Origin of the sequence: Thermotoga petrophila RKU-1 (assembly GCF_000016785.1) — a bacterium.
Lineage (GTDB): Bacteria > Thermotogota > Thermotogae > Thermotogales > Thermotogaceae > Thermotoga > Thermotoga petrophila.
In genome coordinates this window covers 1,749,329-1,773,227 of the sequence record NC_009486.1, presented here as the reverse complement: position 1 = coordinate 1,773,227, position 23,899 = coordinate 1,749,329, and the positions used below count along the sequence as shown (strand labels likewise).

Here is a 23,899-nt window from a genome sequence, read left to right as displayed (position 1 = left end):
TTTTCTCTCTCAGGTTCCATGCTGTAGATTTCCTTTTATCTCTTTAAGCTCTTCGATAACCTCCTGCACCAATCCTTTGTACTCTTCTTTCAATCTGAAGTTATCTTTCTTCCAGGGCTTGGGCTTGTCGTACATTATGATCGCTCCCAACAGTTCGTCTCTTCCTATCACTGCTGAAACTGTTGATAAGACCAGTCCGGCCTGTCCTAAATCCTTCGCCATTTTTCTTAAAACGAGTTCTTTTTTTACCATTTCTCTCGAAACAACGTCGTACTTCAAGCACAAAGGAAAGAGTATTTCTCTGAGAACGGTTGGGACACGCTCAGTTCGAGATAAATATTCCACGAGTCTGTTCTTCAAATCGGTTTTTGGTTGCTCTTTTCCTTTAAGTTCTTCGATAACAGCGTGGACCATTTCTTTGTACTCTTCTTTTAACCTGAAGTTATCTTTCTTCCAAGGCTTGAGTTTGTCATACGATATGATTGATTCCAATAGTTCATTTTCTCCTATTGCTTTCGAAACCGTCGACAAAACCAATCCAGCCTGTCCCAAATTCTGTGCCATTTTTCTTACAACAAGTTCTTCTTTTATCATTTCCCTTGAAACAACACCATGTTTCAAGCACAGGGGAAGGAGTATTTCCCTGAGAACGGTTGGAACACGTTCAGTTCGAGATAAATACTTTATAAGTTCATCCTTCGTAAGTTCATTCTTCACAAGTTTATTCTTCACATCATCTTGTTCTTTTTGTTCTTTTTCTTGTTCACAGGCTGAAGCAAGTCTTCCAAAGAGTTTTGAAAGTTCCCTCTTGGGAATAACCAGAACATACTTCCCCTCCGAAACCTCTTCAACAGCTTTTATCAGGGGTGAGTTCAGAAGGTCTATGACGCTTTTTATCATCTGGGGTCCCAGTTCCGTTCTTGCAACCAGTGAATCAACGGAGAAGTACCCGAGCAAACTCTGTAGATTTTCCATCTCCTCCACTATGAGTTTCAGGTTTTCCAGAAAATTTGTCCTGTCTCGATGAGATCTTATGATTTCTTCTACAACATAATCAGCGTTACCGGGTGTTTCAAAGAGTCTTTTTAACTCAAGCAGATTGAATGGGTATCTGGCATGTTCTTTCAAAAGTTCTATCAGATCTTTCACCTTCAAAAGAACAACGCCACTTTTTTGGGCTCTTTTTTCCACGTTTCCTTTTGAAAAGTCGGGACCAACAACCACAATGAAATTTGCTTTTGTTTTCTCCCTGTGATCTTCAAGTGAAAGCCAGTCTATCTGAACGTCTGAGATCTTCCCAGACCTGCTGGTTTTCCCATCCACGTTCACTGTGTATGACTCATCGCGCCCTATTTTCGCTTTGAGAACAACGTCCGTGTTTCCTGGTTCCCCCTTGAGTTCTGTCTCAAATCCAAGAAAAGAAAAGGCTTCTTTTAAGACCTCTTCGAACTCTGAGGGAGAGTTGCTTCTGTACTGTGTCTCCTCGAGCCTTCTTATGAGGTGTTGCACCTCTCCAACGGTTTCTTCTCTTTTCTGTTCATAAAACTCTCTCAATCCAAAAAGCCCCCTTCCCACCTTCACAAATGGTGAGTTCTCTCCGTTCAGTCTGATATCATCGTAGATCTGTATTGCCAGGTCCCTGTCAGGTGACTTGGAGGAAGTTTTTATCAACTTTTCTTTCAGGGCTATTTCCACTATTTCCCTTGCAGTCATGGGTCTTTTTTCTCTTTTCAGAATGAAATAGGCAGCTTCTTTGAAGGTCATGATATCGCCTCATTAACCTATTTTTTTCATTTTTTCATCTTTATTTTACTACTTCATACACCCTCATCATATCTTCCGGTGTGATGAGAAAGAGATTTTTGCTTTTCAACTTTAGAAGATTTTCTTCAAAGCCACTTCTGGAAAAAAGAGCGTAGATCTTTCTTCTTTTTCTAGTGTTCACATATTCGCTCCTCAGAAGGAGTTTTCGATATTCTTCTTCTCCCACTTTTTTGTTAGACCACTTGCATTCTCCAAACAACACGTTCTCATCATCGTACGCAACAAGGTCTATATCGTACGACTCGTTTTTTCTGTGAGGAACCCTCCCCCAGTGCTTTCCAACATCTTTCGGTATAAAACCAAAAAAGCCGGGATTTTCCAGAAGGAACTGTCTGCATATCTCCTCAAACTGGAAACCCATGTACTGGTTGAAGTTATTCCAGACGATTTCAAGGGCTTTTTCTGGAGCGTATTCCATGATGGAGTAATTCCTGTAAATGTTTCTGAAGAAGAAGTTGTAGTAATGATCTTTGATCCTGTATTTGTAGTTTCTCTTCTTTTCGGAGAGCAAAGGGCGCTCTTTCGACAGTATCTCGTAGATCTCTGAAAGTTCGGTCAAGTACTTGGAAAGTTTCGTCGTTTCTATGCCGGAAGAATCGGAAATCTCAGACAGTGATTTCATACCTCCCGCTATTGCCTCCAGTATAGAAAAGTACGTCTTGTGTTCTGAGCCGAATTCCGATATCAGAAGGTTCCTTGCCTCCTCTCTAAGAGGAGCAAATTCGTCGATGAAGACATCGTAGATCAGTTGCTTGATGTCTCTTTTGTCTTTGAACAGCCACAGATACTTTGGAACACCTCCCACCATTGCGTATATCTGGAATGCCTCGTGAACATCGTATCCAAAGTCTTTTAACATAGAAACTGTTTCACCAAGAGGAAATTCTTTGATGTTGATGATGCTGTCTGCTCGGCCAAACAACGGCATCTTCTCATCCGTGAAAATGTTCTTCATCAAGCCCACATAAGAGCCGAGTACAATCATCTTTGTTTTGTTTTTGTTATCGTCCCATGCGTGCTGAAGAGCGTATAGAATATCCGGATTCACCTTATGAAAATTCTGGAACTCATCGAACACGATGTACTCGTATCTGTTGAAGAGTTCAGAAAACAAATCGTACCAGTTACTGTACACAGCCTTTGAGAAAGAAAAACTCAGATCTTTCAAGAGTGTCTCTTCTTTCTTAACCTCCACAAAGTAGTAAAAGGCCTTTGTATCTTCAAAGGCTTTTCTTATCAATGTGGTTTTTCCGATACGTCTTCTTCCGAATACCACAACAAAATACTTTCTGTCCATGCCTTTTACCTTCTGAAAAAAGTCAAGTTCTTTTCTTCTGTTGTAGAATTTCATGGTCTTACCTCCTGGATTTATATACTTAGAAGTATTATACCATTGAGTATTATACTCATGAGTATAATCATAAGAGTTCAATTTTCTTGTGTCGTAAAATGTCAATTTTACGACACTACGATTTGAAAAGTATCCACCACTTGGGTTCTGGGGTGAAAAAGCAGCTAGTATTCTGAAAGCCTTTCAAAAATCGGACGAAGAAATGAAGGAAAAACGTCCTGTTGTGATTAAAAAAAGAGGAGCCAAAGGCTCCCCGCATTGTGTGTTTTTCTGCAGATTCACAGCACCATGTCTTTGAAGTTTTCCTTTATCACCGAAAGCAGATTTATAGTTTCGTTCACGCTATCAAGAACAACTTTCAACTGGGAGAAGAAATTCTGTATCGAGGAACTTATTTCTTCTGCTGTTGCTGAGCTCTCTTCAGAAATTGCAAGCAGATTCTGGATGCTGTTTGTTATACCGTTGAGGTTGTCAACCTGTTGATTCAGGACATCTATGAGATCGCTGAGTTTTTGCGATATGGAAGATATAACTTCGCTGGATTCTTTGTTCCTCTCCGAACTCTCGAGGAGCTGATTCGATTGTTCCTTCATCTCTTCAAATTCAGCTTGTATGGTTTGAACGAGTTTGTCGATACCTGTGTTTATGGTCGATAGATACTCTGCTATCTTTGAAGAGGAGCTGCGACTCTCTTCGGCAAGCTTTCTGATTTCATCGGCAACCACCGCAAAACCTCTTCCGGCTTCTCCACTCCTTGCAGCTTCTATGGCGGCATTGAGTGCAAGAAGATTCGTTTGTTCAGCTATATTAGATACGGTTGCGGCAACTTGCATGATCATACCAGCCTGTTCCTGGAGATTTTTGGCCTCTTCAACAAGTTTGGAGAACCTCTGACTCATCTTCACTATACCGTCCGCTGATTGCTCAACGTTATTTGCTGATTGAACAATGAGTGACACGGCCTCATTGAGAGATTTTATGATTTGTGTTTGTTCGGAAATGATCGATGTGATGGTTTCCACGTTTGCTGTAACTGCACTCGATATCCTTTCCGTATCGTTACTTATCTGTACAGCTGTGGTGGCTATTTCACTCGAAAGAGAACTCATGGTTTCAAGCTGTTCCTTCATGGAATTTACTGCATCTACTACTCTCGACGAGTAGGCGTCTATTTCTTGAACGTCTCCCAGTATACCCACTATGATTTCTTTGATCTTTTCTACGGCACTGTTCAGTTCAGCGGAAAGATCAGAGAACTCTTTTAGCCCACTTACTGTAACTGGATTGTCAAAGTTCTTTCGAGAAACGAGTTTTAAAGCTTCTTTCAGAACATTCAATCCCTTTTTGAGGTCTTTCGTGTCAATCACCATTACAAGAGAAATGAGAAGGGCACTTAAAATAGACCTGATCAGGTTTCCGAATGGCAAAAATGTGAAGATGATAAAGATAAAAACGAAACTGAACAGTGGTATCATGAAAACATTTATCGGAACCAGAGATTTCACGAATCCTGCCCCAAGAACGATCAAACTCCTTAGTTTTTCGAATTTTCCGTACTCTTTTGTGGCTTCCACTTCGACTTCGAGGTAGTTTCTACCGTCGATGCTACCTTCTCCCACCACTTTATATTTGATCGGGTCATTAAAAAACTCAGAAGCCGCTTCCATGAGTCCAAGGAAATAATTTTTGAAATTTCGTTTCGATTCATACCTTATCAGCGCTTTACGTGATGAAAGGAGTTTGAAGAAGATTCTCGGAGGTTTCGCTCCTTTGATCCTTCTGGTAAGAACTCTGTGTACCATGTCCATAGCAGCCATGAAAGAAAGAAAACTCGTCTTTTTGAAGTATTCCGGGTAATGTTCGAAGAAGGTTTTCAGGTTTTCTTTACCTGTCTTGTACCAGAGTTCTTCGTAAGTGATCCCTTTTCTTGATGCCAGTTCCCGGGACATATTCACGGGGAGTTCATCGGGGACATCCTCGAGGGGATTGTAAAAAGTATCGGGAACATTGTACTTATTCTTCATTTCTTTTACAACGTCAGCTCCAAAAATACGTGACCAGGTTTGAAGCCAGATGTTGACAACAAAACCCTTCATGTTCCACCCTCCCGAAAATAAAGTTTAAATCATTTTTGACATCAAACTTATCATTTGAATTACTTCATCGACACGATCCTTGAACAGTTCTTCGAACACGTGCTTGAAGGATATCTCTTCTCGAAGGTCCAGGTTGTTTGCTATCTCCTTCAATTTCTGGACGATGAAACCGTCCAGTTTACCATTGATGGCTTCCTGTTCAATTATATCCAGTGCCTCGTGAATTTCCACAGGATCTCGATATGGTCTCTTTTCGGTCAGTGCGGAGAAAACATCACATATTTGTATCAATTTCTGAAGGAACGGCATTTGATCACCTTTCAAGCCAGTCGGGTAACCGCTGCCATCGAGCCTTTCGTGGTGCGCAGCACTGATCAAAGAGAAAAGCCTCAAACCAGCGCGTTCAAGCATGTAGTAGGTATCCACCACGTGTCTCTTCATTATTATCATTTCGCTGGCTTGAAGCCTGCCTTTCTTGTGCAAGATGCTCAGCGGTGTTTTTATCTTTCCTATATCGTGTAAAAGAGAAGCGGTGAAGGCCAGCGCGGCATCTGCTTCTCCTAAAATTTCCTCTGCCAGCAGCTTCGAAACCCTCGCAACAGCAAAAGAATGACTTCTCGTGTATGGACTTCGAAAGTCTAACAATGCGGAAAGTATCATCGCGTAGTGATTGTATTCTTCGAGGCTCAACATTTTTTCCGAGTGAAATTGCGGTTCTTCTTCCAGAAACAGATGATGCTTTGTGAAATCTTTTAACAGATATACAGCTGCTTTTTTCACCTCATCAATTATCCCTTGATCTTTCTGAATAGAAGATATTATTTCATCAATGGATTCTGCGTCCAGCTCTTTATCCGATCCTGTGTATTTTAGAAGTTTGAGTGAGATAACATCCGCCGTTTTTACACAATTGGAAAGGGTCACGATTGAGTCCTTTTCATTTATTTTCTGATAAGGGGTGTGATGATAAAGGATCGATTTTGAACAATCAGAACAGAGCGGTATCTGAGACACTACCATCCACGAAATCACAGAGTGATGATCGTTTTTGTCAAGCGTCAGAACGATCCTTTCCATATCGGGTATTTTTCCAAACATTTCAACGAAGAGTTCGTAGTTACCGATGGAAACTTTCAGGATCAGTCCAACATCGTGCAAAAGACTCGAAAGGTAAACTTCATCTTTTTCAAAGGGTAGTTTCAAGCGGTCAACAATCTCTGTGGTGATGTTGGCAACCTGGATCGAATGTTTCACAAAGTATCTGTATTCCAGAACTCCCATTTCTCGAAAAAGCTTAACGAAGGATTCAAGAGGAACCCTCAGTGTTAGATTCATTTTTTACCCTCCTGACACAGGAGATATCAAACTAAGATTTTTCTGATCCGCCTGGGTTACAACAAAAAGTATTTCTGCAACTGTTAAAACAATTACTGGTACAATCATATACAGAAACGTGGATGATTTCACTAACGACACCTTCTAACGCTAATTTTAACAAATTCATCAACATCAGTCAAAAATAGAACAAAGAATAGGCTTTTTATGTTTGAAAAATATCTCACTGTTTTACTGAAAGTACTTCCAATCCTCGTTTTGGTTATGATGGGATATATTTTAAGGAGATTAAATTTTTTCAAGGAGAAAGAGACAGTAATAGTCTCTTTGAAAAAACTTGTCCTGAACATAGGACTACCTTCGTTTCTGTTCACAGCCTTTTCGACTGCGAATTTCAACCTGGAGTACTTTTCACTCTTTGCTTCAAGCTTTGGAATTTGTATTCTGCTGCTTTTCCTGGGAAAGTTCCTGAAAAAGCCTTTGAAGTTTGATTCTGAATATTTCCCGATGCTCATGACAGGTTTTGAAGCGGGGATGATAGGATACGCACTCTACGCGGCTACTTTTGGAGTAGAGAGACTGTACGAATTCGCCCTTCTGAATTTTGGGCTCGTTGCGTTCATATTCTCAGTGCTCGTTTCCTTAGTTTATCCTTCTATTTCCGATCCTTTTCAATTTTTAAGGAGATTACGGTTTCTTTATGTAGATTTTCATCACAGATCCGATCTGTTCAGTGGCCACTTCATAGCCTTCTCTCAGAGAAAAACTTGTGATCCTCTCTCCTGAAAGGGGATAATCACATACTATGATCAAGGTTTCTCCGGGCTGGAGTTTTTCCAGTTCTTTTCTGGTCGTGATCTCTGGAACAGGACATATTTGTCCTCGCATATCGAGAAGTTTTGTCGATCCAGACGACTCTTCTACTGAGGTGATACTGGAAATTTTCTTTTCTTTTTCGTTCTCGTGGAGCAATTCCACTGCTGCTTCGAGCATCCTGAACACCTGAACAGAAGAAAAATCGTACCTGTCACCTTCGGGTGTCTTTAAGACTTTGAGGATCCCCGCTTTAACCATCTGGTTCAAATACCTGTAAGCGGTTGAGGGATTGATCTTCAGTTTCTCCGCCACTTCTGAAGCGGTGAGACAACTGTCTCTCAAAAGCATCAGAATGTCGAGTCGTGTCTGATTCGATAAGGTTTTAAAGAGTGTCAAAACGCTTCCACGCCGTCCCATGGGTTACCACCTTCTGCAAAAGCCGCGGACGAGCCGCGGCCTGCTGTTGACTTAGTCTTATTTTACTACATCTAAATCCCATCAGCCGATGAACTTCTCTTCACTCTCCAGAAGATCTATGAATTCACTGTAAGTGATCAGTGGAACCTTTGAATCCTCTTCGGAATATCCTCTCGCAAGGAAGTCGTCCTTGATTGTGTAGACCTTTGCTGGTGTCTCGAGTTCTTCCAGAGCCCAGAAAACACCATTTTGTATGAGAACTATTTTATCTTCTGCCTTTGCAGATCTTATTTTGAGCTTTTCCACGGGATGATCCGTTCCGTACTTGACGAGTACGAGTGCCATCTCCTATCACCTCACATGAATATAACGTAGTCGAAGCTGTGTAAGAATTCTGGAAGATTCGCTTCGTCGATCACTTCTGCCCCGAAATTCTCGTCCAGTTCTTTTACCCTGTACTTCTCAAGATGCTGTTTGACTGCGTAAACTTTGGTACCGTATCTTTTGATGTATTTGTGACAGATCGAGAGAGGAAGTAGTCCCAGCATCTCCGGCTTCGTATTTTTGGATAACGCAACAGAAGCCTCTTCAATTAGGAGAACACTTGGTTCCAGATCCTCTCCGTACATTCCAAAGGCAGTTCTGAATGCTTCGTTAACCCAGACACTTCCAACCGGTGATTGATAGGCTACAAACAGTATTTTCTTCATGATCCCACCTCAAGCCATCAGATTTATGAATCTGTCGCAGGTGGCAATCAGGTTTGCGAGTTCTGGGAGGCCGCTTGGTTTCGAACCCTCTATTATCATGTCTGTGGTTATCCCTCTGTAGTCCATACATATTCCACATATATGAACCTCGAAGTTTCCTTTTTGCATAAGTTCTACAAGTTTCTGTGGAATGTTTCTGTCGATTTTGATTGGCTTTATGTTCTTGTTAGTACATATGACGGAATCCGCGAAGAGAAAGAGTGTCACTTCATGACCTTTTTCCATTGCGGCTTCAGCGATCTTTATGGCGGTATCCAGATCTTCATACGTATAGGGTGGAACCATCACCTGTATTCCTATCTTCATGATTTTTTCCCCCTTGTCATTTCTGTCTTCCGAAGAGGAACCAGGCCATTGTCCAGTTTCCGAGAATGAAGAAGATAGATGCTACTATCGATGAGATGGCCAGTGTCGGGACACCGGTGAGGAAGTGACCTATATTACATCCTCCGGCTGTTACCGCACCGAATCCCATGAGGAATCCTCCCAGAAGAACCTGAGCGTAGGTTTTGGGATTCTTTGGCATTCTCAGTTTGAACTCTTTTCCTGCAATGGCGGATATGGCAGCTCCTATTATTATTCCGAGAATCTCAGCACCTCCCCAGTTCAGAGGGGCGTTGTTTGCGTAAACAGAAACCAGATTTATCCAGCCTCCTGTGATACCAAGACCGTAGTTTCTTCCTGTGCTCGCACTTGCCCACCAGGCTATGGGTGCGAGTATCGCTATGAGAACAGAAGCAGCGATCCAGTTCAATTTGGAAGGCCTCTGAGACTTATTCTTCACTCCGAAGGCATACCAGAGCATGAGCGCAAGGAAGATAATTGAGGCGATCCATGGACTGATACCGAGCACCGTTGCGATAGTTGGCCCAGTCTTTGGCGCGTAAATGGGATTCGTGTTCGAAACTGTCACCGTGTAGTTGTTCAGCCATTTGATCCATCCCGAGAACAATCCCTTACTTGTAGCATGAGCCGTCAAAGCGTAGGCCAGAGCTGCGAACCACGCTGTTGTCATTCCTTCACCAGTTCTGTAAGTCACTCCCGAAGCACATCCACCAGCGAGCACCATTCCTATTCCGAAGATGAATCCACCGACGATGTTTCCAATCCAGTTGAGGGGTTTGGGGTTGAGAGTTATGATGCCGGCCTGAGCGAAGATCAAGAGTGTGATGGATTCGAGACCAAGCGTCAGCGCTGCGAGCCTCATCAAGTAGTTGTCTTTGAAGATCAGAACATCTCTGAAGGCAGAGTTAAAGCAGATCCTACCGCGCTGAAGGATTACACCGAACAATACTCCGATCAGTAGACCGGTCCAGACCATGTCGTCTGCACCTCCTTATTTCACTTTGATGTAAATCTTCCATTCGCTTGGACCCACTTCTTCGATTTCCAGAACTTCGTGGCCGAGTTTTTTGACAGTTTCCGGGATTCTTTCTTTCGACATCGGATAGTCGATCCACACCTCGAGGATTTCTCCTGGCTTCATGTTCTGCAGGGCTCTTTTGGTTTCAACATCGGGCACTGGACACACCTCTCCTCTCACATCCAAAGTCTTGGTGACCTGGTACTTCGCCATACCGCACACCTCCCCTTGAGTTTTTGTGAAAAAAATCTCAATCCTTGTGAAAATGATAACATTCTAATGTTACATAGACGTTGAATAATGTTACGATATGGTAAATTTACCAAATGATCACGTTTGAAAATCGAGCTTCTGCTTTTCTTTCGTTAAGTGGTATCATAGAATTAACATTTTAAAAATGTGAAAGAGGGGGATGGGTATGAAGAGATTGATTTTCTTGGTTTTTCTTCTGATCAGCTTCAGTCTTTTTGGAGGATACGCCTATTTCTCTAGATATCCTGTTCTGCATCCAGATGATGGACTCTTCTTTGTGATCTCAGATCTGGAGGATGTCACCCTGAACGTGTGGAAGATAAGTGAAGAAGACTTTTTGAAGGCAGTTTTTGATCCAGAAAACTTCAACTTCTCGCTGTTAGAGATAACACGTCCTATCTACAGTAAAAAGTTCTCCTCAGAGGAGTGGAAAGAATTCTCATTTCCACTGAAAGACAGGGGATTTTACTTTGCGACTCTGGTTTCCAACGAGGGGACGGTTTTCAGAAAGGTGATGGACAGGGGCCTGTTCATCGTCACCGATCTGGAGGTGATTTACTTTTCCGACAGCGAAAAGCTGAGGCTCCACGTGTTCGACTCAGATGGTGATTTTGTGGAAGGAGCGGAGGTCCTTCCCTTTGAAGATTCGAAACTGATCGACAGAGTTTTCACCGGCAAAGACGGGGTCGTTTCTATCACGAAACACTTCGACACGTTCTACATCAGGTACGGGGACTCTCGATTTTTGGGAGGGGTGTACTTTTCAGGTGGAGGGCTTGAAAGAGAAAAGCTTTTCTTTGTCACAGACAGGCCGATCTACAAACCTTCCGACACGGTCCACTTCAGAGGTCAGATCTTCTCTTTTGAAGAGGGTCTCTACAGAGCCTTTGAGAAAACGAAAGTAACCGTTTCCATTTTCGACACAAAGAACAACGAAGTTTACAGATCGGAGCTTGAAACCGACGAGCTCGGTGGATTCAACGGTTTTATGAAGCTTCCAGACACAGCCCCGGTCGGACTCTACAGGGTGAAGGTCGATCATGGAGGAAGACGCTACTACGAATATTTTCTGGTGGAAGAATACAGAAAGCCCGAGTACAAAGTCGAAATCGAAACGGATAAAGACTTGTACATATCCGGCGAAGTTGTGAACTACCTTGTCAGGGTGAAGTACTTCAACGACCAGCCTGTTGCGAAAGCGCAGGTTGCCTACTACGTTCGAGCCTTTCCAGAGGAAGGAAGCGGATATCTGGTTTACAGGGGAACGGACTTCACAGACGAAGAGGGAAACCTCAGACTCGGTGTGAAAACAGAAGAAGGATTTCAGGGGTTCTACCGGCTGGAGGTGATCGTGACGGATGAAAGCCAGCGTCAGATTGAGGAAACAAGGTCTGTGAAGGTGTACGCAGACAACGTTCTGATATCTCCGATGAATCGGTACGTTTTCGCTTCACCGGGCAAGCAGGTGAGGGTGAAGGTGAAAGTGACGGATCTTTCCGGAAATCCTTTAGATGGACTGCTCACCGTCTCTTCCAAAGATTCAACGAGTACGGTGGTCGTGGAAAACGGCGAAGCGATCGTTACTTTCACTCCAAAAGAACCAGAAAGTTACAGAATAGAACTCTCCTTCGGAAAGGCGAAAACTCACCTCTACGTGTACGCTTACTACGGTGCAGGAACAAGCAGCGAGTTCGTCATTAATCCAGCAACGAACACGGTGAAACCTGGAGATGAACTTTCGGTTCAGATCCTTGCACCTGGTAAGGTGATGGGAGTTCTGGGAATCGTCTCAAACAGGGTTTACGACACTATTCCTGTCTCCTTCACCGGGTCTGTCAACCTGCGTGTCAGAATACCGAAAGATATCCCTGAGAAGAATCTCTTCCTCAGCTTCATAGGACTCGACGACAATGGGCGTATCTACAAGCTGGAAAGGCTGAACGTTCTGCTCGACACGAATTTCACCACCATGAAGATTCTGTTCGACAAGGATCAGTACGAACCTGGAGAAATGGCACAGATCACGATCGAATCGAATGTGGACAGAGTCTGTCTTTTCCTCGTTGATGAAGCGATATACGCCATGGTTGGAGCAGAACCACCGGTGCTCGAAAACTTCCTCTATCCTCACATGAACTATCCCCAAACAAGAGGAGGATTTCCGCATTACTGGAGACTCTATGTTTCAAGGGATTCGTTCCGAAACAAACTCGCTTCCCTCCCGGAGGAGAAGACCTTCGCCGATTTCAAACAGAACGCCATTCCATCTAAGTTGAACGTCAGGGAGTACTTCCCGGACACGGCCCTCTGGATTCCTTCACTGGAGCTTCACAACGGAATCGCGAGGGTGAGCTTCAAGGTCCCAGACAGCATCACTTCTTTCAGGGCAACGGCCTACGGTTTCTCAAAGGATCGATTCTCCCAGGCAGAAAGCGAAATGGTCGTTTCCAAAAAGTTCTATCTGATGCCTCACCTTCCGTCTTTTTTGAGGGAGGGTGATGTGATAAAAATATCCGCAACCGTTTTCAACAGGACTTCGAAGACGCTTCCGGTTCAACTCATGGTGGAACTTCCCGAGAACATAGAACTCCTCGAGGGGAGTTCCTCAAGACGCTTTTTGATGGAGGCGAACTCCTCACACACAGAGACCTGGACAGTGAAGGCTGTCTTTGCTTCTGAAGGAAGTTTTGTGAAATTTACTGCGGTTGGAGGTGATCTGAGCGACGCGGTCTCCATGAGACTGCCCGTTGAAAGATTCGCTTTTGAAAGGGAATTCTACCGCATCATGCTCTTGGACGGGAAAGAGACGCTGAAGATCCCGGAGCAGTTCATCTCATCGAGGATAAGGTTTCTGGACAGCATCGTTCCGCTCGTCGAGGATAGCCTGAAAAGGCTGGTAGACTTCCCGTACGGTTGTGTCGAACAGACCATGAGCCGGTTCTTCCCGGCCGTGGTTGCAGCAAGTGTAGGAATAGAGGTGGAGAACCTGGAAGAGATCATCCAGAGGGGGCTGTTCAGACTCTACTCCTACCAGCACAACGATGGCGGTTGGGGATGGTTCAGATTCGACGAATCCGATGACTTCATGACCTGCTACGTGATGGAAGGGCTGTACTTCACCATGAAGGCGGGATACGATGTCGCAGAAAGCGTCCTGCAGAGAGGAATAGAGTATCTCAGGGAACATCCGTCGGCCTACGGATCGTACGTTCTCGATCTGTACGGAGTAGATCACGAGCCGTTCAGGCCAGAAAGCGAAGTGGATCTGGTGTTTCTGAGTTTGAGTTCAAAAGAGGCTCTGAAACAGCTGATGAACTACGTCGTCCAGGACGAGCAGAAGGCCTATCTGAAAATATCTTCCGATAACCCCCTCATCAGTGAAATCCAGCTCAACAGCGTTTTCCTCAGGGCTCTTGCAAAGTGGAAAGAATTTCCGGAACTGGAAAGAAAACTGGCAAATTACCTTCTCTTGAAAAAAGACAGCGCCTTCTGGACTTCCACAAAGGACACGTCCTTTGTTATTCTGGCTCTCCTTGAGGCGATGCCGGAGTACGCTTCAACCACACTGAAAGTCATCAACTCCGAAAACACCTTCGAACTGAAGCCAGGTGAAGAAAGATCTCTCGTTCCCGGTTCACTGATCGTTTCTGGAAAAGGCATCGTGGAGGTGGAGATAACCTACGTCGAAGTTCCGAAAGAGTCTGTGAGTGAAGGCCTGGAGATAAAAAGAGAATTCTACAAAAGGTACGAACTCCTGATAGAGGAGAAAAAAATGATTGTAGATGCCTTCGTGCCGATCGGGAGAGGATACGTACCGCACTCGATACACCCTGTCGAGAAAGAGCAAAACGAAGAACTCTACATCCTGCCGTACGAGTACTGGAAGAAGACAATCGAATACAGAGGATTTCCCCTCGAGATAGACGGTGCAGAAGTGAAAATAAAAGGAGAGACTTACACGTTCTTCAGGATCGAAACGTTCAACGGCCTGATTCTTGTAGTTCTCAGAAACGAAGCGCTCGTCTATGATACGGAAAAGAACACTATCACCAGGTATCTGGACGTGATGGACGCAGGTTTCATGAAGAGTGGTCTTGTCTTTCTCATGAAAGGATTCGTGCTGATCGGTGATGAAAAGATACCCGTTCCTGAAGACGTTACGGGGCTGTCCTGCACGATGGATGAGATCCTGCTGAGGGGAGAAAACAAAACGTACTGGTACAGGAACGGAGAGTTCGTGGATCTTCCGTTCGTTGCCAGAAGGGTATTCTTCTGGGATGGAAAAAAGCTGGTTGCGGAGAACATACGCTTCAGCGGGTCTTCAAAGACTCTTCGGAACAGAGTTTTCGAGGTGGTCTTCGATGTTGAAGATGTGAGGATAGAGTTGGGAGACATAATCAAAACGGTGGTGAGGGTTGAAGGAGACGGGAACTACCTCATAGTGGAGGATTTCATTCCGTCCTGCGCGCAGGTGCTCTCGAACTACAGAGAAAAAGGGATCGAGGAAAACAAGTTCTCGTACAGCTGGTACTCTTCATGGGACGCGTGGTACTCTGGAAGGGAGATTCGAACGGACAGGGTTGCGCTCTTTGCCCGATACCTTTACGGTGATAGTTTTGACTACGTCTGGAGGGCGACTGCAGAGGGGGTGTTTCATCTTCTTCCAGCACGGATTTATCCGATGTATTCTCGTGATCTCTATGCTCATACAGATCCAGATGTGCTTTTCATCGGGGCGGATTTTATCGATGGAAGAGATGATCAACCTTGAGCTGGGAAAAGACTTTCTGGATCGCTTCACGAAGGTATGTGAATTCTTGAGAATCGAGCCGAACCTGGACGTGATGGTCTTCGAGTGCGGAAGTCTTGTGGAGTTCCACGGAATTACGGGTATGCCGTACCACACAGGCGGGGTTTACCACGAAGGTGTCATCTACACCCAGCCGCTCGATGTACTTCGAAGAAAAAACTCCCTCGAAGAGACGATCCTCCATGAGCTTCTACATCACGTTCTGGAGACGTACTTTGATCTGCCTCGGTGGATGGAAGAGGGTGTGGTCCTTGCAGTGCTCGGTGTGAAACCGGAAGAGGTCTTTGGCTACCACAGGGACTGCCTTTTGAGACTCATTGGGAAGGTGCGTTATGAGGAGATACCTGATCTTGTTGATCGTTACAGGCGTTCTTCTGTGGAACGTCGTTGAGGTTTTGAGGTTCAGGGTGGAGTTTTCTGGTGAGACTTTCGTTCTGAAGGACGTCCAGGACATTTTCGTTCCTCTTGAAGTCAGAGGAGCGAAGGTGGAGTGTTCCAAAAACTTCGTGCTCGAAGAAAACGGTGTTCTGATTAAACGGGTGAAGCCCGGCGAGACCGTAACTCTGCACTTTGAAAGCGGTGGTATCTTCAGGATGAAGAAGAAGCTGAAGATCGAAGCCAGAGCCAGCGAAGAAGACAGCGACGGCGATGGATATCCGGACTCCCTGGAGCTCGACAGTGAAGACAGCGAGAGGTTCAGAAACTGGTTCGTCTGGATAGCCCTGTCGGCGTTCAAGAACGATCCTCCTCTCTGGCCGAAAGAGGAAAGGGACTGCTCTGGTTTCGTCAGGTACTGCGCAAGAGAGGCACTGAAGAAACACACAGGAAGCTGGCTTTCTCTCTCAGGTTACGACGGGCCCATCTGGGAAGACGTGGAGAAGTACAACTACCCGAATCTTCCACTGGTTGGAACGAAGATGTTCAGGATAGAGAAAGGAGCTTACAGGGGAGTGGAGGACTTTTCAAGCTTTGCGGTTGCGAGGATCCTTGTGGAGTGCAGTATGGAATTTGTCACAAAGAGCGTTTCAAAAGCGCTTCCGGGTGACATAGCGGTTTTCTTCCATCCTGAAGACGTCGAGATGCCGTACCATCTCATGATATTCGTCGGGAACCTGAACCTCGCTGATCACGAAGGGTGGTTCGTGTACCATACGGGTCCGATCGGAGAAAGCCCGGGAGAGCTCAGATTCGTCAGATACTCCGAACTTGTGAACTATGACCCCTCCTGGGCACCCCTTGAGATAAATCCGTACTTTCTCGGGTTTTACAGGTTCAGGTTTTTGGAGTGATTTTGTGTACAATTTGAGTGGAATACAGCAAATTTAACAAAGACAGCGTTGTTTTTATCACAAAATACTTTGATACATTCTACTTCTATGATATCCAATGTCATATAGAGAATTTGAATAAGGTGGTACGCAGAGTTACGTATTTGCTTTTTAGATGATGAACGGATATAGTTATTTGATTTTAATTTCAGGTAAAGTATCACTGAACTCATTATCGATTAGACTTATTTGGCTCTTAATGATTTTTCTCATTTTTATTGCTGGTTTTAAACAAAACGTTTCAAATTCATTTTTGCTAATGTCATCTCTCTCGTGTACATGGGGGAAAATCAGTTTTAAATATCCTGTGCATATTTTTACTATAGCTCTAGTATCCCTCGTATCTGCATTTTTAGGTATATCTAACAAAGAATCCACTATCTTAGTAAAATCTGGAGTTGTTCTTAGCTTATGTAATATTTCAGAGAAATATTCAACATTCAATGCGTATCCTCTCAACTTTAAATCTTCTCGCATTCTAGGTAATTTCCATCCTTCAATGAAACCATGGAATCTGTCTAGCAAAGCAGAATCTTGAAAGAATTTTGGTAAATTAACGAAGTATTTGCTATGTAGTGGTTTTCTATCTTTTGTTAGTGGAATATTTCCCAATAACATGAAACCTGCAGAAGAAACCCCTCTATAGTTTGCCACAGAAAAATTCCCTGATTCCAAATAATTTTTTAAAGCTCCCTGTAATTCGCTTGGATCTGTAAATGTTATACTCTCAATCTCATCTAAGACTACAAAATCATAGCGGGTTATTATACCGGGAGTCGAACGAGCTACATCGTAAAGCAACTTTGCCCTTGAAACAGTGCCGCCACTTATAACCCAACCGTATTTACTTAAATTATTAAATGTATAAGACTTGCCCGTTCCTTTAGGTGCCAATTCTATCATATTCAAGTTTGGTTCAACAAAAACGAGAAGTCGGGCTAGAAATAATAACTTTTGAGAAAGTGATTCGAACCCATTGGGGTTGTATTCCATAGAACGTATTAAAAGATCTATCCACTCTTCTAAAGTAAATTCCTTTCGTTTCTCTCTGAAATATTCTACATCTACTTCATAAGGTTTAAATGGTTTATAATCCACTATTTCTATTGTTCCTTTTTGTTTTCCTTCGGGTGGAATATAAGCTAATTTAACGACACCCCAAACTTCTCCTCCTTTCAACTCCAGATACTTCTTAGCAACATGAGGGGGAATTCGTCCTTCGTCGAGTTTTATACCGATATCAGGTATAGAGAATCTCAATATTCCTGACTTTATATCTGGCTCCACTATAATTCTCGCAAGCAATGTAACTTCTTTTAAGTCATTTAAAAGAGTCCCTTTTATTTTGCTTCCTTTATGTGCAATGTGGGTATTCAAAAAAAGTTTTAAAGCATCTACATCCAAATTTCCAAATTCGTCTGTAAACTTCCTTAATATCCAATCCTTAACAAAAGATGGAAGATTATATCCAGAAAACATTCTATATTCTTTTGGACTTTTAAACACAGATTCCTCTGAAAATATTTTCTTTATCTTTTCATCTAACTCATTCATAAAAGATCCCTCTCTTTAAATCCTCCTCTGATAGTTACATTTATTTGATAGTTCATATCCCCTATCTTCAACATTATCGTGTATGTCCCAGCTTTTAAACCTTTTAGATCTATTTTATAGATATCATTCTCTTTCTCGTACGACATATTCAATAATTGTTCATTGAAGAAAGCTTCAGGAATATACGAAGGTTGTGGATATATTTTGAATTGAACTACAGGATTGGTTATCCATACCTCAGGATCAGTAAGTTCAATTTTATATTTAATTTCATCTTTATTTTTTTCAGTTTCTATTACAATATAAGGCACCAAAACTTCTTCAGGCGTGGCACCTCCATGGACTTCTCTATAAGGAGTGTTATTTAATGACACATGTTTCAATGCCACAAGGACTTTTCTATCCCGGCAATTTCCTTCATCAACATTCCAAACAATAAAATATTCGTCATCTTTATAATCTATCTTGTCAATCCACATGTATCTTCCCTCATGTTCGGCGTTTGAAAAATTGAATCTTTTGAAGTTATCAAAATCCTTCAAACACAAAAAACTGAATCCATGATCTGAAACAATACATATTCTATCGTCCGGCATTTCCATAATTTTCTTCACAATTTCTTCTATAAGTTCAATTTCTTTGATTAAATCATCTGGATAATTATATGATTTTTGGTTATGTATATGATTATCTAAATCTTCAATTCTTTCAAATTCATATCTATTGCATTTTGTAATGCTTGGCAAATTGACTCGTGTAAGCATTTTCTTTTTTATAATTTTTCCGTTCTCTTTGCCATATTTGTTAAGTAGATTAACTATTAACGGAAACCACTCAGCTCCCAATCCATCTATCCACACATATTTGAAATCTTTTGCTATTTCTGCTTTAGGCAAAGAATAATACCAATTCGAAAAAGTAGACTTATCTTTGTTTTTGTTACTAATTAATTCTTCTATTTTTTGAGATTTAGTATGCCTTATTTTCGAACAGTTGTACTTTTTAAAGTATTCAAGTATCCAATTATCCACTTCATTATCGGGCTTTATTAAGTCCCAATCCAGATAATATGCTAATTCTGGATAAACTCTTTTTAGATCAGGAATAATTTCTTGAATATTAATATTAGTGTTTTTTAATTCGGAAATAATATATCTTCTTTCAATAAATGTTATGTTGGTCAAATATTTGAGTTTTTTCTTTAATGGATAACTTTTTATGTTATCAAGCGCATTATCGAGTTTTCTTTCTATGAATTGAGCTGATATATTGAGTTTCTTATGTATGAAATTTAAAAATTCTCTTCTCTCGGAAAAAATATCTTCAGTTAGTGTTTCGAAAGGTAAGTTAAATATTTCTAACCATAACTTTTCTATCAAATCCTTTTCTTTTAATTCCCCTAATCTTTCGAAACATTTGTATAAATAAGAAGATTTAAACTTACCTAAAGATAACAAAAAATTTCTAATTAGCCACCTTTCATAATGTTCATTAGTTCTTAAATAGCGATCAAGAAATTCTTCAGATGTTAATTTTTCTGCGCTTCCAAGATTAAAATGACTCAAAAATATATTCTCTATAGTTAGTCCTTTTTGATTATATCTAACTGCTTCTTTTATGAGTTCATTCCAAAACTCCTTTTCATCATCTTTAAACTCTATCGGAACATTGATTTCAAAAATATCTTTAAGAAATTCTTTTTGGTTTGAAATCTCTCTCAATTCAAATACTTGATCTGGGAGAAAATTTTTATAAAAGCATGACAAAGATTTAGACAAGGATAGAATACCTTTCATGTTTCCCTTTTTCCAAACATTTAGCCATTCTTCAGTGGTAAGTACTATTTCAAAGTTTTCTGGCAGAAAAAGATTTTCATAATTTAATTCAAAATTTATTTGATATATAATTATTTTTTGAGAATGGCTTTCTAACTTCCAAATCGGTGCCCATTCTTCCTTTCTGTAAAAATTTGTCCAGAACTCTTGTTTAAATCTTTCACATAATCCAACTAATGGTATATAAATTCTTATATTATTTTGTGTTTCGATTTCAGTTAATTTTTTTAAAGTTATATAAAAATTTTCTTTATTTTGAAATCTCAAAAATTCTGAGAGCGAGGTTACGACAGCATTGTTATATATTCCCTTTATCCAATTTACTATTTCATTTGGTGTTAGCCATTGATCTTTGCTAGATAGAAGTTCCGTTATTTCTTTACTTTCAGCACCACAATCATCCTTCAGAAATCTAATAATTTCTTGTAATTCTTCGAAAGAATTAATGAAGATAAGCCTTATTGGAAACCTCCTGTCAGAGATTCTTTTAGAATTTTTATCCTGTTTTATTCTATCGTATAATTTTTCAAGAGAATAAAAGTTCTCTATTTTCATTAATCCTCCTCCAGATATTCTTTAATTGTTTTTACGATTTCGGGGTGTTTGTCTATCAGTTTAATTAAAATTTCTCTGATCTTCTCTGCGGAACAGCTTTCGATTTGTTGTTTAATATCCTGTTTAATATCCTCCACCTTTTCTTCAGATATTGAATTATTTCGGGGGGTGGCTGTTTCATTACCCTGCTTAGGGCTTCTCGATTCTTTTTGCTGGTTTTTAAGTAATTCTTTAAGTTTCCAATCTTTAACCTTTTCTCTAACTTTGCCTTCTGTCCAAGAAGCAACCTCTTCTTGCATATTTTTTCTAATGTAGTCTATAACCTCTTCTATATCCTCGGACGAAATTTCAATTCCTTCAATACTTTTCAACCACTTTTTAAACATCTCTTTCGGATTCTCTCGGATTATTAAATTGCTAAGATCATACTCTAAGCCCTCTATGGTATTTAGATAATCCTTTATCTTTTCATGTGTGAGCTCTCTATCAATTGATTGAATGAGCTCAAAAATGGTATCTATAGCTTTTTTAGTATTTTCATTTATATTCTCTGCGAATTTGAATACCCATATCGGAAATCCTTGTTTTTTAATCCATTCTCTAATTTTCCACCTTGCATCATTCAAACTTCTAACATCTTCAAGTCTAAACAAATCTTTCAGAATTTCAATAAGTTGTTCTTCATCTTTTGTTCCAAAACGAACCTCCAACTTTTCTCCACGCGTTCCTTCTCCCCAGTAATCGAATAAGGTTAGTATTTTATCTCTCATTACCTCTTTTTGAATTGGTATTCCTGTTCCCGCCTCAAAAATTTTACCGATGTATTCCCTCATTAAAAAGCTAATTGCCGCCATACTAACCATATTGAGGTATAACCCATATGGTGGTTTGGTCAGGAACCTTAGAGCTTCCCCTAGATTAAACACTCCGTTGCTCTTTTCTTTTTCAAAGACTTTTCTTACTTCTAAATACATCTTTTTTAGAGGATGATTTTCAGGAACATCATCTTTTATTTTCAGATTTGCATCTACGATGTATTCTCCGTTGTTATCTTTTATAATCTCTCGTAAATATTTTTCTAGACTTCCAGATGTTTTTTCTTCTATATCCTCTCTACTATTGGCGAATAAAAATATTTCGACAGAAGTTTTAGATCGTTTGTATGTCCAAATGTTTCTATTCTTTTGAGTTCTAGCTATATTCTCTAAACCATAGGAAAATATCTTTCTGGACAATTCCTCGTTTATCTTTCTACTAAATTGATTCATCAGTTCTTTACCAGTCTCATCCCGAAAAAACCACTCGATGTATCCAGATTTTACTTGGTTGATCCAGTCGTCAATAATTTTCCTTGCATATTCCTCGTTTATCCTTCTCTCTTCAGTATAATTATGTCTGTCTGCAACTATCGCCCTTGCTTTATACTCTATGAATCTATTGAATGTTTTATTATCCAAAATTATTTCAGATACAACAAAAATTATATTTCTAAAGTCATCATTAGAAATACTCTTTAATATATCTTTTATTTGTTGTAGTTCTTGATCATTTTTTCCTAAAAACAAACACAAGTGAATTGCATGGTCTTTTTTAAAGGCTTTTTCTATTTTACTCCTTATTAGATATTCTTTTGAATTAGCGTCCATTATTATGAACTCAACATCTCTATTTACGGAAGCTCTAATCGTGTCTTGTAGCTCTTTTTTTTGCTCTCCATTAAGTATTCTGTCAATTGTATCATATTCATTTTTTATCTTATTTTTCTCAGTTTCAACTTCTCTCGAGTGTAGACTTGAGCTTGTAATTAAGTATAAGTTATCTGGTGTTTTATTGATAATTTGCTTTTCATCAATGAATGATAGGATGACAGTTAAATCTTTCTGATTAATAACACCAGCAAAAAGATTTATTATGTTCTTCTCGGAAGGAGCAACAAGAGAAAATTCCCCAACCTCCACAAATCCGTAAAGAAGGTTTAGAAGAAGAACTCCTTTAAACACAGATAAATATTCATCACCTTTCTCTTCCAAAGAGTTCTTATGTAGTTTATATTTTTCCAACACGGCATGAACTTTTTCACTTTCCATCCTTTCAAATTCTTCATAGAAAAAGTCCCAGAGATAATCTGCTGTCAAAAATATCTTTCCTTTTTCTTCTGGATTTTCTTTTATGAATTTCTTGAAGCTGATTTCCGCTCCAGCCTTACCATAAAGGAATTCGAATATACTCCTTTCTGTAGAGCCAATATTTCTTCCTATAAAAGTTGCTAAATATGCAGTATAAGGATGGATAGGGAAAAGGTTCTCTAAGGATTTTTGAACTTTTGTTCCTTCACTTCCTGTAATTTCTTCTATTAAAGGTTTCACTGAATCTATGTATTCATCTTTGATTTTTATAAATCTGTCCATATCTTTTTTCTTAATAGCAGCGTCGATAATGTGGTAAGTAGTTACAGGCTCCATTGAATAATCCAACACTTTAAATCTTCCAAGAACTTTCTCTACATCATCTCTTGAAATATTTGTCTGATAGGGTTTTCTATGGGCAACAACAAACAAATAAACACCTTTATTGATAGATAGTTCTGCTATATTCTGCAATTCCGTCAATAATAGACCAGATTTAGGGAGTTCCAAAATCCCGGTGAATTCATCCCAATAAATTACTAAATAATCTGCAATTCCTTTATCTTTTAGTTCGTTTCTTACCTCTACCAACCAGTTTGCAATATTTTCAGTAGAAAAGTGAATGCTTTTTTGTGAAAGTGCCTCTTCTATCTTGGTTAATATATATTCATCCCCTTGTTGAAGTTTAGAAATTATATCTTCCTTGGTCCCGTAGAACTCTAACTCTGTTCCTTTGAAAACTCTTTCCCAATTTATCTCATCACTTTTTAATTTTGTGATTATTTTATCAAAATCGGTTTTTGTAGTGAGTTCGATTCCTTCTTTCTTTAAGGAATTTTTTGTTGCTTTTTCAAGTACCAATGCAAGGGTCCTATTATCAATAACAGAAGATGTTCCTTTTAAAATAACCGGAAAAACCCTATTATTTTTACGGAAATTTTTTATTTTAAACTTTATCTGCCCTTCTAGATTTTCGATGAAATCATTTATCTCATCAAGTTCATCGAAAAGAATGTGTTTTACTACAGCAGTTGCGTGGCTTTTTCCAGTGCCATAAGCTCCCTGAAGCCATATCGATTTTCTTTCTTCAGGGTTGCTACTCTCAAGTGAGTTTATTGTTTCCGATAGCATTTTATAAAATTTCTCATTAGGAATAAATTGTTTCCAATATGTTCCAATTTCATTTTCCAAATCATAAACCGGTTGAAAGTAATCATTTAATTCTATAATTTCTTCATACCTCATTTTAATTTCCCCTCTGCAATTCTTACTATATCCAAAGATGAAAGGTCCTCTCTCAAGTAAATATTGTCTAAGTCGGCAATTAAATCTACCCTTAAGATTTGCTCTTTATCTTCCTGAAGACCCCTTAAAATTTTTTCTAATTTATCTTTTGAAATTCCAAATAACTTATATGGTCCTCCTTTGAATTCTTTGCCGTACAATTCCGATACGGTGAAATCCCTA

General features: G+C 40.4%; 17 protein-coding genes. 3 read left to right on the top strand and 14 right to left on the bottom strand.

The features are described from left to right. Nucleotides 1–9: 9 nt before the first annotated feature. The 10 genes from TPET_RS09015 to TPET_RS08965 all read right to left on the bottom strand — a co-directional run bounded on the left by TPET_RS09015 (nucleotide 10) and on the right by TPET_RS08965 (nucleotide 10,185). Nucleotides 10–1,764 (bottom strand): winged helix-turn-helix domain-containing protein, encoded by a 1,755-nt coding sequence (locus TPET_RS09015; protein ID WP_011944172.1) that lies wholly within the window; start codon nucleotides 1,762–1,764, stop codon nucleotides 10–12. A 40-nt stretch (nucleotides 1,765–1,804) separates the two neighbouring features. Further along, a complete protein-coding gene (locus TPET_RS09010; RefSeq protein WP_011944171.1) occupies nucleotides 1,805–3,175 on the bottom strand; it encodes an ATP-binding protein in 1,371 nt (456 codons plus the stop codon). Nucleotides 3,176–3,453: 278 nt separating this feature from the next. Continuing rightward, nucleotides 3,454–5,271, bottom strand: a complete 1,818-nt coding sequence (locus tag TPET_RS09005) for a heme NO-binding domain-containing protein (protein WP_011944170.1) — start codon at nucleotides 5,269–5,271, stop codon at nucleotides 3,454–3,456. Nucleotides 5,272–5,295: 24 nt separating this feature from the next. Next, nucleotides 5,296–6,606, bottom strand: coding sequence for an HD domain-containing phosphohydrolase (locus TPET_RS09000; RefSeq protein ID WP_011944169.1), 1,311 nt, complete (start codon nucleotides 6,604–6,606; stop codon nucleotides 5,296–5,298). Nucleotides 6,607–7,293: 687 nt separating this feature from the next. Continuing rightward, nucleotides 7,294–7,839, bottom strand: a complete 546-nt coding sequence (locus TPET_RS08990; RefSeq protein WP_011944168.1) for a sulfurtransferase TusA family protein — start codon at nucleotides 7,837–7,839, stop codon at nucleotides 7,294–7,296. A gap of 81 nt (nucleotides 7,840–7,920) precedes the next feature. Then, nucleotides 7,921–8,184, bottom strand: a complete 264-nt coding sequence (locus TPET_RS08985) for a DsrH/TusB family sulfur relay protein (protein WP_011944167.1) — start codon at nucleotides 8,182–8,184, stop codon at nucleotides 7,921–7,923. Nucleotides 8,185–8,195: 11 nt separating this feature from the next. Further along, complete coding sequence (locus tag TPET_RS08980; RefSeq protein ID WP_011944166.1) at nucleotides 8,196–8,549, bottom strand: hypothetical protein; 354 nt, start codon at nucleotides 8,547–8,549, stop codon at nucleotides 8,196–8,198. 9 nt (nucleotides 8,550–8,558) lie between these two features. After that, a complete protein-coding gene (locus TPET_RS08975) occupies nucleotides 8,559–8,915 on the bottom strand; it encodes a DsrE/DsrF/TusD sulfur relay family protein (protein WP_004080583.1) in 357 nt (118 codons plus the stop codon). A 16-nt stretch (nucleotides 8,916–8,931) separates the two neighbouring features. Beyond that, nucleotides 8,932–9,930 carry a thiosulfate transporter TsuA gene (tsuA, locus tag TPET_RS08970; RefSeq protein ID WP_011944165.1) on the bottom strand — a complete coding sequence of 333 codons (999 nt, stop codon included), beginning with the start codon at nucleotides 9,928–9,930 and terminating at the stop codon, nucleotides 8,932–8,934. A gap of 15 nt (nucleotides 9,931–9,945) precedes the next feature. After that, nucleotides 9,946–10,185 (bottom strand): sulfurtransferase TusA family protein, encoded by a 240-nt coding sequence (locus tag TPET_RS08965; protein ID WP_004080581.1) that lies wholly within the window; start codon nucleotides 10,183–10,185, stop codon nucleotides 9,946–9,948. A 199-nt stretch (nucleotides 10,186–10,384) separates the two neighbouring features. Between TPET_RS08965 and TPET_RS08960 the strand changes: the two genes are divergently transcribed. Genes TPET_RS08960 through TPET_RS08950 form a run of 3 tightly spaced genes read left to right on the top strand, consistent with a single transcriptional unit; the run spans nucleotide 10,385 to nucleotide 16,323 of the window. After that, nucleotides 10,385–14,995: an alpha-2-macroglobulin family protein gene (locus tag TPET_RS08960; protein ID WP_148186852.1), complete on the top strand. Its 4,611-nt coding sequence runs from the start codon at nucleotides 10,385–10,387 to the stop codon at nucleotides 14,993–14,995. After that, the gene (locus TPET_RS08955; protein ID WP_011944163.1) at nucleotides 14,973–15,425 is read left to right on the top strand and encodes a hypothetical protein; all 453 of its coding nucleotides are present in this window, start codon (nucleotides 14,973–14,975) and stop codon (nucleotides 15,423–15,425) included. The genes TPET_RS08960 and TPET_RS08955 overlap by 23 nt, the downstream gene beginning before the upstream one ends. Beyond that, complete coding sequence (locus TPET_RS08950; RefSeq protein ID WP_048810901.1) at nucleotides 15,367–16,323, top strand: DUF1175 domain-containing protein; 957 nt, start codon at nucleotides 15,367–15,369, stop codon at nucleotides 16,321–16,323. Before TPET_RS08955 ends, TPET_RS08950 begins: the two co-directional genes overlap by 59 nt. A 171-nt stretch (nucleotides 16,324–16,494) precedes the next feature. On the opposite strand, the gene brxL is transcribed toward TPET_RS08950, so the two are convergent. From brxL to TPET_RS08930, 4 genes are read right to left on the bottom strand one after another with little or no spacing between them, the layout of a single operon-like run. Further along, nucleotides 16,495–17,916, bottom strand: coding sequence for a BREX system Lon protease-like protein BrxL (gene brxL / locus TPET_RS08945; RefSeq protein ID WP_011944161.1), 1,422 nt, complete (start codon nucleotides 17,914–17,916; stop codon nucleotides 16,495–16,497). Beyond that, the gene (gene pglZ, locus TPET_RS08940; protein ID WP_011944160.1) at nucleotides 17,913–20,306 is read right to left on the bottom strand and encodes a BREX-4 system phosphatase PglZ; all 2,394 of its coding nucleotides are present in this window, start codon (nucleotides 20,304–20,306) and stop codon (nucleotides 17,913–17,915) included. The genes brxL and pglZ overlap by 4 nt, the downstream gene beginning before the upstream one ends. Then, on the bottom strand, nucleotides 20,306–23,677 hold the full coding sequence (locus TPET_RS08935; protein WP_011944159.1) for a hypothetical protein: 3,372 nt from the start codon (nucleotides 23,675–23,677) through the stop codon (nucleotides 20,306–20,308). The genes pglZ and TPET_RS08935 overlap by 1 nt, the downstream gene beginning before the upstream one ends. Then, the gene (locus tag TPET_RS08930; protein WP_048810900.1) at nucleotides 23,674–23,877 is read right to left on the bottom strand and encodes a hypothetical protein; all 204 of its coding nucleotides are present in this window, start codon (nucleotides 23,875–23,877) and stop codon (nucleotides 23,674–23,676) included. The genes TPET_RS08935 and TPET_RS08930 overlap by 4 nt, the downstream gene beginning before the upstream one ends. Nucleotides 23,878–23,899 lie beyond the last annotated feature (22 nt).

Excerpts from the sequence above, each read along its gene's own strand:
- TPET_RS08950 (WP_048810901.1), top strand. The coding sequence starts at position 15,367 with ATGAGGAGATACCTGATCTTGTTGATCGTTACAGGCGTTCTTCTGTGG.
- TPET_RS08960 (WP_148186852.1), top strand. The coding sequence starts at position 10,385 with ATGGGTATGAAGAGATTGATTTTCTTGGTTTTTCTTCTGATCAGCTTC.
- TPET_RS08985 (WP_011944167.1), bottom strand. The coding sequence starts at position 8,184 with ATGGCACTCGTACTCGTCAAGTACGGAACGGATCATCCCGTGGAAAAG.
- brxL (WP_011944161.1), bottom strand. The coding sequence starts at position 17,916 with ATGAATGAGTTAGATGAAAAGATAAAGAAAATATTTTCAGAGGAATCT.
- TPET_RS08965 (WP_004080581.1), bottom strand. The coding sequence starts at position 10,185 with ATGGCGAAGTACCAGGTCACCAAGACTTTGGATGTGAGAGGAGAGGTG.
- TPET_RS09010 (WP_011944171.1), bottom strand. The coding sequence starts at position 3,175 with ATGAAATTCTACAACAGAAGAAAAGAACTTGACTTTTTTCAGAAGGTA.
- tsuA (WP_011944165.1), bottom strand. The coding sequence starts at position 9,930 with ATGGTCTGGACCGGTCTACTGATCGGAGTATTGTTCGGTGTAATCCTT.
- pglZ (WP_011944160.1), bottom strand. The coding sequence starts at position 20,306 with ATGAAAATAGAGAACTTTTATTCTCTTGAAAAATTATACGATAGAATA.
- TPET_RS08955 (WP_011944163.1), top strand. The coding sequence starts at position 14,973 with ATGGAAGAGATGATCAACCTTGAGCTGGGAAAAGACTTTCTGGATCGC.
- TPET_RS09015 (WP_011944172.1), bottom strand. The coding sequence starts at position 1,764 with ATGACCTTCAAAGAAGCTGCCTATTTCATTCTGAAAAGAGAAAAAAGA.
- TPET_RS08990 (WP_011944168.1), bottom strand. The coding sequence starts at position 7,839 with ATGGGACGGCGTGGAAGCGTTTTGACACTCTTTAAAACCTTATCGAAT.
- TPET_RS09000 (WP_011944169.1), bottom strand. The coding sequence starts at position 6,606 with ATGAATCTAACACTGAGGGTTCCTCTTGAATCCTTCGTTAAGCTTTTT.
- TPET_RS09005 (WP_011944170.1), bottom strand. The coding sequence starts at position 5,271 with ATGAAGGGTTTTGTTGTCAACATCTGGCTTCAAACCTGGTCACGTATT.
- TPET_RS08975 (WP_004080583.1), bottom strand. The coding sequence starts at position 8,915 with ATGAAGATAGGAATACAGGTGATGGTTCCACCCTATACGTATGAAGAT.
- TPET_RS08980 (WP_011944166.1), bottom strand. The coding sequence starts at position 8,549 with ATGAAGAAAATACTGTTTGTAGCCTATCAATCACCGGTTGGAAGTGTC.
- TPET_RS08935 (WP_011944159.1), bottom strand. The coding sequence starts at position 23,677 with ATGAGGTATGAAGAAATTATAGAATTAAATGATTACTTTCAACCGGTT.